The sequence below is a fragment of the Parapedobacter soli genome (genome assembly GCF_025460835.1).
Taxonomy (GTDB): domain Bacteria; phylum Bacteroidota; class Bacteroidia; order Sphingobacteriales; family Sphingobacteriaceae; genus Parapedobacter; species Parapedobacter soli.
Window position 1 is genome coordinate 42,185 of the sequence record NZ_JAMXAY010000027.1, and the last position, 12,378, is coordinate 54,562.

9 protein-coding genes are annotated in these 12,378 nt (G+C 47.8%); 7 read left to right on the forward strand and 2 right to left on the reverse strand.

Translation table 11 applies throughout. From position 1 onward, the window contains the following. Positions 1-70 precede the first annotated feature (70 nt). The gene (locus NGM62_RS12685) at positions 71-877 is read right to left on the reverse strand and encodes a helix-turn-helix domain-containing protein (RefSeq protein ID WP_262248459.1); all 807 of its coding nucleotides are present in this window, start codon (positions 875-877) and stop codon (positions 71-73) included. Between the two features lie 3 nt (positions 878-880). Next, positions 881-1,978, reverse strand: coding sequence for a mandelate racemase/muconate lactonizing enzyme family protein (locus NGM62_RS12690; RefSeq protein ID WP_262248496.1), 1,098 nt, complete (start codon positions 1,976-1,978; stop codon positions 881-883). 167 nt (positions 1,979-2,145) lie between these two features. Here NGM62_RS12690 and NGM62_RS12695 point away from each other — a divergent pair, with 167 nt between their 5' ends. The 7 genes from NGM62_RS12695 (at position 2,146) to NGM62_RS12725 (ending at position 12,377) form a co-directional block, all read left to right on the forward strand. Continuing rightward, positions 2,146-2,787: a DinB family protein gene (locus NGM62_RS12695; protein WP_262248461.1), complete on the forward strand. Its 642-nt coding sequence runs from the start codon at positions 2,146-2,148 to the stop codon at positions 2,785-2,787. 162 nt (positions 2,788-2,949) lie between these two features. Then, positions 2,950-7,380, forward strand: coding sequence for a DNA polymerase III subunit alpha (dnaE, locus tag NGM62_RS12700; protein WP_262248463.1), 4,431 nt, complete (start codon positions 2,950-2,952; stop codon positions 7,378-7,380). A gap of 133 nt (positions 7,381-7,513) precedes the next feature. After that, positions 7,514-7,831 carry a thioredoxin gene (trxA, locus tag NGM62_RS12705; protein WP_262248465.1) on the forward strand — a complete coding sequence of 106 codons (318 nt, stop codon included), beginning with the start codon at positions 7,514-7,516 and terminating at the stop codon, positions 7,829-7,831. A 128-nt stretch (positions 7,832-7,959) separates the two neighbouring features. Further along, positions 7,960-9,429, forward strand: coding sequence for an RNA polymerase factor sigma-54 (gene rpoN, locus NGM62_RS12710; protein ID WP_262248466.1), 1,470 nt, complete (start codon positions 7,960-7,962; stop codon positions 9,427-9,429). A 46-nt stretch (positions 9,430-9,475) separates the two neighbouring features. Then, positions 9,476-10,339 carry a YncE family protein gene (locus NGM62_RS12715; protein ID WP_262248468.1) on the forward strand — a complete coding sequence of 288 codons (864 nt, stop codon included), beginning with the start codon at positions 9,476-9,478 and terminating at the stop codon, positions 10,337-10,339. 68 nt (positions 10,340-10,407) lie between these two features. Next, positions 10,408-11,280: a carbon-nitrogen hydrolase gene (locus NGM62_RS12720; RefSeq protein ID WP_262248470.1), complete on the forward strand. Its 873-nt coding sequence runs from the start codon at positions 10,408-10,410 to the stop codon at positions 11,278-11,280. Between the two features lie 53 nt (positions 11,281-11,333). Continuing rightward, positions 11,334-12,377 (forward strand): agmatine deiminase family protein, encoded by a 1,044-nt coding sequence (locus NGM62_RS12725; protein WP_262248471.1) that lies wholly within the window; start codon positions 11,334-11,336, stop codon positions 12,375-12,377. Position 12,378: the final 1 nt, after the last annotated feature.

Here is a 12,378-nt window from a genome sequence, read left to right on the forward strand (position 1 = left end):
ATTTTAGCGTCTTACACCTTTGGCAAAGGTAGGCCGCAAAAAAGCTCAATGATTGGAAAAAAGTCTCAATTTAACGTGACCCGGCAGGCACTCCCGAAAAAATTTTGACGATGTTCAGATTGCGGTTAAAAAAGTAGCCCGGCGTTTCGCCGATGACGGCGCGGAAGTCGTTGATGAAGTGGGATTGGTCGAAATAATTGCCGTCAAAAACCAGGTCTCGATAGTCTATTGCCTTTTCGTCTCTTATCTTGGACCACAGATAATCCAACCGGACGATGCGCATCAATGTTTTTGGGCTTACACCGGTACGTTTGACAAATTTCCTAAGGAGGGTACTCTTGCTGGCCGGGCAATCCTTAAGGATATCTCTCAGCAGTGCGGTGATTCCTTTTTCGATTATTTTATCGTAAAGGATATCCACGGCGTCGGGTGTATAAGGCGTTCGTTGGAACGAATTAATGAAATCGGAAAAGCGGGAAATCCGCTCTGCTATGGTATGGCATACCGCCAGCGATTTCCACAATGGTGAAAAGTGCTGCTGTGGGAGGTCGATACTCCGTCCCGGAACCGGCGACAGGTCGAGGCCGAACACCTGACTAAATACCGTGGGTTTACAATGGACGGCAAAGGTGTCCATATGTCCATGAAATTTCAATGCAATGGTTTTCGGAATGATAGGTGCCAGGAAAAACGGCGCTAACTGTATCGTCATTTCGCCGTCGATCTGCGGGCAGTCCCCGAAATGGAAAATAATGGAAATATAGGGTCGGGGAATGAATTTGTCTGTCACCGAAGTCCCGATAAACCGATAGGCTTCAAATTGCCGGATCAGCCATTCGTTATTTTCGTCCTTATCGAAAAGATCAACGTTTAACATGGCTCACACCTCCCACCGTTCGCATGTTGTTAAAAACGCGTCATCCACATCCGCACCGATGCCCGGCAGCTCGGGTAACGAAAGGCGATAACCGTCAAAACGAACCCCGTCGATAACCGGATCTTCCAGGTGACCGAGCATGCATGTGTCCATATCGAAGAACCGCACATTGGGGGCGGCGAAGGCAAAATGTACCTTAGCGGACAGCGCCAAGCGGCTTTCCAACATGCCGCCGATCATACAGGGAATCTGGTGGTCTGCTGCGGCCTGCTGAATGCGCATGGCTTCTGCAATGCCGCCGGATTTGGAGAATTTGATGTTGATGTAGTCACACGCGCCCTGTATAGCCAGCCGCTCCGCGTCACGATGGTCGTAACAGCTTTCGTCGGCCATAAGGGGGATGGTAGTTTCCTTGCGCAATCGTGGCAACAGGTGGTCGTTGTAGCTGCGCATGGGCTGCTCACAAAACTGAATATTGAATGGTTGCAGTCCACGTAATGCAGCGACCGCCTCGTGGTAGCTCCATCCTTGGTTAGCATCTATCCGGATGGATAAGGTCTCTCCTACTGCTTGCCGGATTGCCGCGATACGCTCGATATCTTCCGCTGGCTTCTTGCCGAGTTTTATCTTAAGCACGTCTGCCCCTTGGTTTTTGAAAGCCAACGCCTTGGTTGCCATGATTTCCGGACTGGCGATGCCCACGGTGATATCGGTTACAACATTCCGGGCCTCACCACCCAGGAAGCGATAGAGCGGCATATCCGCGTGCTTGGCAGCCAGGTCATGCAGGGCCAAATCAAACGCACTTTTGATGGTGCTGTTTCGGGCCACGTACGCATCGAGTTCAGCGAGTCGCTCTGCAATAGCCAGTGGGTCTTTCCCTTTCCACAGCCGGGCGAAATCCTTTGCCAGTGCGAGGCAGGTATCTTGCGTCTCGCCTACGATCATCGGGAAAGCCGAGCATTCGCCTACGCCGTATATTCCGCTATCCGTATAGACGCGGATAAACGTATTCTGCGCATAGTCCATCGTGCCGGTAGCAATTACGAACGGTTCCATCGGAATGCTGAACCGGTAAATCTCGGTATGGGTGATTTTCATTTCCTTTTCAATTACAAGCCTCGAAAATAATGCTTTTATCTGAAACGCTTCCATCCATTGTAAACCGGTTTTGTTTTTGTCATAAACATCCCCTAACAATGTCACAACAACCACCTAAAGATTACATTCGACTTCGCTACTTTTGGTTCAAACAAAAAAGTAAGAATATGAAAAAGCTATTGTTTCTGGGTGCCGCTTTCATGGCAATTTCATTTACGGAAAAGGAGGTGATACCCGACCCGGCACCAACTTCTATGGAAGTGGTGTCTTCCGTACAAAACGACAAGGCATTCCTGTTGGATTACTACGGTAGGACTGAAAATCAGTTGAAGCAACAGTTGGATGGCTTAAGTAGTGCGCAGCTGCAATATAAGCCCTCGGCCGACAAGTGGTCTATCAGTCAATGCGTGGAGCATATTATCAAGACGGAAAAAGCGCTCTTTGACATGGCCAAAGAAGCGCTAGCGAATTCCGCGAACCCGGAACGGAGAGACGAAGTAAAGGTAACGGACCAACAACTTATCGATGGCATCATCGACCGGAGCCATAAGGCTGAAGCGCCGGCTGAACTGACTGGTGAAGGAGCTTATACCGATGCGGAGACAGCGATGGTTGATTTCCGGACACAACGGGCCGAGATTCTATCATACCTCGAAAGTGTCTCGGTCGACGATCTGCGGAACCATATTTCAGACTCACCGTTTGGGCCTGTCGATGCATACCACTCGATGTTATTCATTGCTGGACATACCGCTCGGCATACCCTCCAGATAGAAGAAGTGAAAGCAAATCCGGCTTTTCCGAGGTAGCCATCCGCGGCGAGGGTTAATGTGGAAAACCTAACCTGTATCAGCCACAGCCATTTGGAATCCTGATGCCAGCCCCAATTGGCTAAGGTTAGGCTTTTCCGTCAAAAAACCATAAGTTTGTTTGGGTATTTTCTATCCAATCAGGTTTTTTTGAGGAAAGCGATGTATTTAATTTTTGATACCGAAACTACCGGTCTCCCCAAGCGTTGGGACGCACCGGTTACCGATACAGATAACTGGCCACGTTGTATTCAAATTGCTTGGCAGCTGCACGATGCGATGGGCAAACTTGTTGAGCACCAAAGCTACTTGGTTAAACCGGACGGGTTTAATATCCCATTTGATGCGGAACGAATACATGGCATTTGCACCGAACTTGCGGACGAGCAGGGAGAATCCTTAGCCGATGTGTTGCAAAAATTCAATGAGGTGCTAGCCAAAGCCAAATTCGTTGTGGGCCAAAACATTGGGTTTGACATCAACATTATGGGATGTGAGTTCCACCGGTTCGGCATCGATTCGCCACTGTCTCATTTGCCGGTGCTCGATACCTGTACAGAAATCACAGCCGAACTGCTCAGAATACCTGGCGGACGGGGAGGAAAATTCAAACTGCCAAACCTCACTGAGCTACACCAATATCTTTTTGGGACGCCTTTTGCTGAAGCCCATAACGCGACAGCCGACGTAGAGGCTACCACGCGCTGTTTCCTCGAATTGGTAAAGCGGGAGGTTTTCACGGCTGGGGATCTGCAGGTAGACTCCGGCTATTTTGTCGAATTCCGCGAGCGGAACCCGAAGCCTATCGAACCGATCGGCCTCAGCCACGTTAACCTCAAAGCAGCATCAGAGGAAATCCGCAAGCGGCAGCAAGGCTCACAGCGGACAGCCATTCCCACGCAAGATTTGGAAGCTAACAGGCGGGATATGGCGGCGGTAGACTTTGTGCACTTGCACAACCATACCCAGTTTTCTGTTTTGCAGTCCACCATTTCCGTGAACAGCTTGGTGAAAGCCGCTGCCGGCCATAGGATGCCGGCCGTAGCAATTACTGACCACGGCAACATGATGGGTGCTTTCCAATTCGTCAGTGCCATACTGAACCACAATAAAGGGGCTGAGGCCAAAAATAAAGCGGCGACTGAAGCGGGTGAAACACCCACAGAAACTATAATCAAGCCAATTGTGGGATGTGAATTTTACGTATGTGAGGACCATACCGACAAATCTAGGAAGGACAATGGCTACCAGCTCGTTTTCCTAGCAAAAAACAAAAGAGGTTATCACAACCTTGCCAAAATGGCTTCCATTGCTTACACAAAGGGGTTTTATTACGTACCCCGAATCGACAAGACTGTTATTGAGCAGTATAAAGAGGGAATCATTGTACTATCGGGCAATCTATATGGCGAAGTTCCCAGTAAACTGCTCAACATGGGTGAGAACCAAGCTGAAGAAGCCTTGGTTTGGTGGAAAGATACTTTTGGCGCCGATTTCTACATCGAGGTGATGCGGCACGGCCAAGAAGATGAGGACCGCGTAAACGAGAGCCTTGTGGCGCTGGCTAGGAAACATGACGTAAAATTTGTTGCAACCAATAACACATATTATATTGATAAGGCTGACGCCCATGCGCATGATATATTGCTTTGTGTAAAAGACGGTGAGAAACTTGCCACTCCGAAAGGCCGGGGCCGGGGCTTCCGTTTCGGGCTACCCAACAACGAGTATTATTTTAAGTCGGGCGAGGAAATGAAAAAAACATTTGAGGATCTCCCCGAAGCAATCATCAACATTCAGGAAATAACCGACAAAATAGAGCCTTACTCCCTTTACCGGGATGTATTGCTTCCCAAATTTGAAATACCGGATGAGTTTCAGGTAGCCGAAGACCTGCAGGATGGCGGTAAGCGAGGTGAGAACAACTATTTGCGCCACCTTACGTATGTGGGTGCTGAAAAACGCTACCCTACCATCACACCCGAAATCCGTGAACGTTTGGATTTTGAACTGGCAACGATCGAGCGCACCGGATACCCCGGATACTTTTTAATTGTACAGGATTTTATCGCTGCGGCCCGTGATATGGGTGTGTCGGTAGGACCGGGCCGCGGCTCTGCCGCCGGCTCGGCCGTAGCATATTGCCTCGGCATCACCAATATCGACCCGATTGCCTATGATTTGCTTTTCGAACGGTTCCTTAACCCTGATCGTATCTCGATGCCCGATATCGACATCGATTTCGACGACGAGGGACGCGGGCGTGTGATGGAATACGTGATCAATAAATATGGTGCAAATCAAGTGGCCCAGATCATCACCTACGGCACCATGGCTGCGAAATCGTCTATCCGCGACACCGCTCGGGTGTTGGATCTCCCCCTGTTTGAAGCCGACAAAATTGCAAAGCTCATCCCTAACCTAAAACTCAACAAAATCTTCAACATGGATGCCAAAGCACTTAGAAGTGCGCTCCGCGGAGATGAAATGGAAAACGTGCAGCAACTAGTATCCATGGCAGAGGGAAAGGGACTTGAGGCCGAAACAATTCGCCAAGCAAAGGTACTGGAGGGCTCACTCCGGAATACAGGTATCCATGCATGTGGGGTCATCATCACGCCTGACGATATCACGAACTTTGTCCCGGTGGCCACGGCGAAAGATTCCGATCTGTATGTAACTCAGTTTGACAATGCGGTGGTGGAAAGTGCAGGTTTACTCAAAATGGACTTCTTGGGGCTCAAAACCCTCACCCTTATCAAAGATACCGTAAAAATAGTCAAACACCGCCACGGTATACAGCTTAACCCTGACGAGTTCCCGATAGACGACCTGCAAACTTATGAGCTTTTCCAGCGCGGCGAGACAGTCGGGATTTTCCAGTATGAGTCGCCAGGTATGCAGAAACACATGAAGGAACTGAAACCGACGGTATTCGGAGACCTTATTGCGATGAACGCACTATACCGCCCGGGCCCTATGGAGTATATACCGAGTTTCATCCGCCGCAAACACGGCCAGGAGCCAATTACTTACGATCTAGATGCTTGTGAGGAATACCTGAAAGAGACCTACGGCATAACGGTATACCAAGAGCAGGTGATGTTGCTTTCGCAAAAATTAGCGGGCTTCACGAAAGGTGAAGCCGACGTACTACGTAAAGCGATGGGCAAAAAGCAACGGGATGTACTGGATAAAATGAAGCCGAAATTCATCGAGCAGGCTGCAGCAAACGGACACCCCGAAAAAGTGCTCGAGAAAATATGGAAAGACTGGGAAGCATTCGCTAGCTATGCTTTCAATAAATCGCACTCCACCTGTTATGCGTGGGTGGCTTATCAAACAGCATACCTAAAAGCCCACTATCCAGCAGAATACATGGCAGCCGTACTTTCTAACAACATGAACGATATCAAACAGGTGACGTTCTTCATGGAAGAGTGCAAACGGATGGGTCTACAGGTATTGGGGCCAGACGTCAACGAATCCTACTACAAATTCACCGTAAACAACCAAGGAGCCATCCGCTTCGGTATGGGCGCTGTCAAAGGCGTGGGTGCCGGTGCCGTGGATACCATTGTGGAAAACCGCAAAAACAAGCCATATGTTTCTATCTTTGATTTAGCCCGGCGGATTGACTTACGCGCTGCCAACAAAAAGGCGCTTGAAAGCTTGGTCTATGCTGGCGGGTTCGATTGTTTTGGGGATACCCACCGCGCACAATACTTCCATACAGATGGTGATGGCGTTACCGTCTTGGAAAAATCGTTAAAATACGGCACCAAATACCGTGAAAGTGAAAACTCTGCCCAGGTAAGCCTATTTGGAAGTGGCAGCGCTGTGGAAATACCCGAACCTACCCTTCCCCATTGTGCGGAATGGGGTTTGATTGAGAAGCTTAAGTATGAAAAGGAGGTCATCGGTATTTACCTCACCAGCCACCCGCTGGATAACTATCGCTTTGAAATCACCCATTTCTGCCAGCACCCTGTTAAGCTACTCACCTTAATCGATGAGGTTAAGCAAGCTGAAGTGGCAGAGGAGATACGAGAAGAGTTCAACAAAATAAAAAATCGTGAACTGACGATTGGCGGTATGTTTACAATGGCCAGCCACCGGATTACCAAAAACGGAAAGCCTTATGGCTTGGTAACGATAGAAGATTATTCAGATTCTTATGAATTGGCCTTTTTCGGTGATGAATACGTGAAAATGAAAGGCTACCTCAATGAGGGGTATTTCGTGCAGCTTCGCGGAGTAATCACTGAACTGTACCGCAAAACGGGCAATTGGGGATTTGAGGTAAAAAGCATACAACTGCTCTCAGACTTACGTGATAAACTCACGAAAAGCCTGACCATACAGGTGCCCCTTCATGAGTTGAATGAAGGTTTCGTTGACCGTATACAAAAACTTGTCAATACTAATATCGAGCAGCACGAAAATAAAACCTGCCGACTACGGTTTGCCATCCGCGATATGGAGTCGGAAATCAGTATCGAAATGCCCTCTAAAGAATTGAGAATCAGCCCAAGCAATGACTTTATTGAAACACTTACCAAGATAAACGGTGTCCATTACAAGTTAAATTAATGTCAGATTGTCAGGATTTGTCTTTTGGTAACCATTTTGATGGTTACCTTTGTAGAATATGTGCTTATAGGCTGTGGCTATAAGCAAAATAAAGAGGCAAATAACAGAAGCGAAACTATAACGACTCAACATCATGACATTAGAAATCACTGACAGTAACTTTGACGAGGTTGTTCTCCAATCAGAAAAGCCGGTATTGGTAGACTTTTGGGCGGAGTGGTGCGGCCCTTGCCGTATGGTGGGGCCCATTGTGGAGGAATTAGCGAGCGAATACGATGGCAAAGCTGTTGTAGGCAAAGTAAATGTTGATTACAATCCCGATATTTCGGTCAAGTATGGTATCCGTAACATCCCGGCACTACTGTTCTTCAAAGACGGCCAGATAGTAGACAAACAAATAGGTGCAGTACCCAAATCCGCATTGGCAGAAAAATTGGCTAAACAACTTTAGGGCAACAATCGGCCTACTAACACTAACAAGGCCCGTGGTTGGATAACCACGGGCCTTGTTGTTTCATTTTGAATGGTAATCTATTTAGGTTTCCTGTATTTTCTGTATGTTTGTGAAGTATTTTAATTATGCTCAAACAGACTTTACAACAGAAGCTACTGCAGAAACTTTCACCGCAGCAAATCCAGTTCATCAAATTGCTGCAGGTTCCAACTGTTTCGTTGGATACGCGTATCAAGGAGGAGCTCGAAGAAAACCCCGCGTTGGAAGACATCAGCTTAGCCAACATGAATGAGCCCGTAGAGGAATACCCCGACAAAGACCCAGACGACACTTTCAATGAGGACGACCAACCTGGCGAACTTGATGAATTCAATGTGGAAGATTACCTACAGAATGATGATATCGGTGATTATGGATCGGGACAAGGTGGCGGCGATGATGACGATGACCGTAAGGAGATCCCGATAGCTGTGCAAAATTCCTTTTTTGAGAACCTACAACAACAACTCGACCTATTGGCCTTGTCTGATAAGGACTTCCTTATCGGACAGCAGATTATCGGCAGCTTGGATGACGACGGATACCTTCGGCGACCAATATCCTCATTGATTGATGACTTGGCTTTTGCCCAGAACATCATCGCCGAAGAAGACGAAGTAGCGGAAGTACTTAGAATCATTCAAGAATTTGACCCACCGGGTATAGGTGCCCGCGACTTACAGGAATGCTTGCTCATCCAACTTAGAAAGAAGGACCAAGAAAACCCAGCCATACAAAAGGCTATAAATATCGTTGAAAACCATCTCGACGAGTTTACTAAGAAGCACTACGATAAGCTAGAACGTGCTCTCAGTGTCGATTCAGAGGAACTCAAAGAGATCGTCAACGAGATCCTTAAGCTCAACCCGAAGCCAGGCGATTCCGGTGCCGTGGCCGGCAAACAGTTGCATATTATCCCCGATTTCCATATCACCAACAATGATGGTGTGCTGCATCTTACACTAAACGCTCGGAATGCACCTGAACTGCGCGTAAGCCGCTCGTATCAGGAAATGTTCGACCATTATGATAAAGCAGCACAAAAAGATAAGAAAATGAAGGAGGCCGTCCAGTTTGTCAAACAAAAACTAGACTCGGCCAAATGGTTCATCGATGCGATTAAACAGCGCCAACAGACGTTGCTCAAAACGATGAATGCTATCATGAACTACCAATATGAATATTTTCTCACCGGCGATGAGCGCAAGCTCAAGCCAATGATCTTGAAGGATATAGCTGACCGGATAGATATGGACATCTCCACGGTTTCTAGGGTAGCCAATTCGAAATATGTTCAAACGGAGTTTGGCACGTTCCTATTGAAATCATTTTTTTCAGAGGCCATACAAACCGATAGCGGTGAGGAAGTATCTAACAAGGAAGTAAAAAAGATACTGGAGGAGTGTATCTCAAAAGAAAACAAACGGAAGCCACTGGCCGATGAAAAGCTCACCGAAATTTTGAAGGAAAAGGGATATACGATCGCCCGCCGTACGGTGGCTAAATACCGGGAAGCCATGGGAATTCCCGTGGCGCGATTGAGAAAAGAGTTGTAATGATTTAACATTTGATGAAAACCGCTAATATATAAATCCATTAAATATGATAAACAATTCATTTCTAATTGCTGCAGTTGCCATACTATCTCTGTCGAGCTGTGGAGGCAACCAAAAGGGAGACACCATAACTACCAAGTCTCCAGAACTGACTCAGGTATGGAAAAGCGACACAATATTTACCGGTTCAGAATCGACCCTATATGACCCTTCTGCCGATATTATATACGTATCGAATGGGAATACCAAGGCGGGAGAAAAAGACAACGACGGGTTTATCTCTGTAATCAATACGGACGGCACCATCCGTGAACTGCGGTGGGTGGAGGGTAATCTTCACGCGCCGAAAGGGATGGCGATTCTCGATGGCAAACTGTACGTAACTGACATTGATGAGGTCAAAGTTATTGAGATCGCATCTGCTTCTATCGAAAAAACGATTCCTGTAGAGGGGGCCGTGTTTTTGAATGATGTTGCGACAGATGGGCAACAAGTGTATTTTTCTGACACTCGCGCGGGTACCATTTACGCCATGGCCTCAGACGGGAGCTACCGTATCATATCGGAGAATGCCGGCGTGAACGGATTGGAGTGCCATAATGGACATCTGTATGCACTGGATGGTGAAGGGCTAAAGAAGTTCAGCAACGACGGCGAATATAGCGCGGAAGTAATCAACACGGAGGTGACAGGCGGTGATGGTTTGGTAATCCTCAATGACAGCACTTTTGTAGCCAGCAGGTGGCATGGTGAAATCTTTTTCATCCGCGGCAGCGAAACAACCGTGTTGCTCGATACGAAGGCTGACGAGTCCAATACGGCTGATATCGGTTTTGTACCCAACCAGAAATTGGTTATTGTACCGACTTTTCTCAAAAACGAGGTTGCTGCATACCAACTGGTTTACTAGGCTATCAGTCCTCCTTTTTTACTGTTGTAATTAGTCGTACCTTTGCGCCGATAAAGAAGGAATACATTATGACCAACGTGAAAATCGGGACTGTACAGATGAGTTGCGTGGCCAATAAGACCGAGAATCTCGCTAAGGCTATCGAACAAATACGCGTGGCTGCGGCAAAGGGTGCCCAGATTATCTGCCTCCAAGAATTGTTTACATCATTGTATTTCTGTGATGTGGAAGATTATGACAATTTTGAACTCGCAGAGGCTATACCGGGTCCCTCAACAGAAGCCTTGAAGGCGGTGGCTGCTGAGTTGGAAGTAGTAATCATTGCATCTCTGTTTGAAAAGCGAGCCGAAGGGCTTTATCATAACACCACTGCCGTTATCGATGCAGATGGCCAATACATTGGTAAATATCGGAAAATGCACATTCCGGACGACCCCGGTTTTTACGAGAAATTCTATTTTACGCCGGGCGATCTCGGATACAAGGTTTTCAATACTAGATATGCCACTATCGGTGTACTTATCTGTTGGGACCAATGGTATCCCGAAGCAGCCCGGATAACAGCATTGATGGGCGCTGAGATTTTATTTTATCCCACCGCCATCGGTTGGGCTTCTGAGCAAGACGATGAAACCAACAACGACCAATACAACGCTTGGCAGACCATCCAACGCAGCCATTCGGTGGCCAACGGCCTTCCCGTCGTGAGCGTCAACCGGGTAGGTTTCGAGCAAAACGGAGCGATGAAGTTCTGGGGTGGTAGCTTTGTTACCAACGCACAGGGAAAGCTCTTGTATCTTGCATCACACGATGCCGAAGAGACCGAGGTTACAGAGGTTGACCTTTCGCAGTCCGACTTTTTCCGTAGGCATTGGCCCTTTTTACGTGATCGCCGGATAGACAGTTACCAACCGATCACCAAGCGGTTCATTGATGAATAAGCTACGCTGGTGTTCCAATTTTTTTCCAAAAACGTGTCGTTCCTTTGTGCAGCATGACTTCTACACCCAATAAATTAGGTTACCATTTTCCAGCGGAGTGGCATCCACATCGGGCTACCTGGCTGAGCTGGCCTCATAAAGAGGCCAGCTGGCCCGGCAAACTAGAAACGATATACGCACCATACTGCCAGTTTATAAAAGAAGTGTCTGTAGGCGAACAGGTATGCATCAACGTAGCAGATAGTGCTATGGAAACCCTTGCTTCTGACCATCTGGCAAAAGCTGGTGTAAACTTCGACAACATCCGTTTTTTTTATCATCCCACGAATGACGCTTGGTGCCGCGACCATGGCCCTGCATTCGTAATAAATCCCGATGCTGAAATCAAAAAGGCAATTGTGGACTGGGGTTACAACGCCTGGGGTGATAAATACCCACCCTACGACAAAGACGATATCGTCCCTACATTGGTAGGGAACGCGCTGGACCTGCCGGTCTTCTACCCCGGTATCGTAATGGAGGGCGGTGCGGTCGATTTCAACGGGCAGGGTGCAGTATTAACCACTAGCGCATGTCTTCTAAATAAAAATCGTAACCCACACCTTACCCAAAGCCAAATTGAAGGGTATCTCCAAGAATATTATGGCGTGTCGCAAGTGCTTTGGCTTAGTGACGGGATCGTTGGCGACGACACGGATGGGCATATCGATGACATCGCGCGTTTTGTTAGTACCGATAGGGTGGTGACAGTCATCGAGGATAACCGAGGTGATGAAAATTACGCTATCTTGCAAAACAACCTTCGGCTACTGCGAAACATGCACTTGGTAGACGGCAAGCAACTCGATATCGTTGAATTGCCAATGCCAGCCCCGGTGATATACGAAGGGGAGCGGTTACCGGCATCCTACGCAAATTTTTACATTGCGAATGCTGCTGTAGTGGTACCGACGTACCGCGACGACAAAAACGACCAGCGGGCATTGGATATTCTTGCGATGTGCTTTCCAGACCGGAAAGTCGTAGGAATAGACAGTACTGACATCATCTGGGGGCTTGGCAGCTGGCACTGTCTCAGCCAACAGGAACCCTTATAAA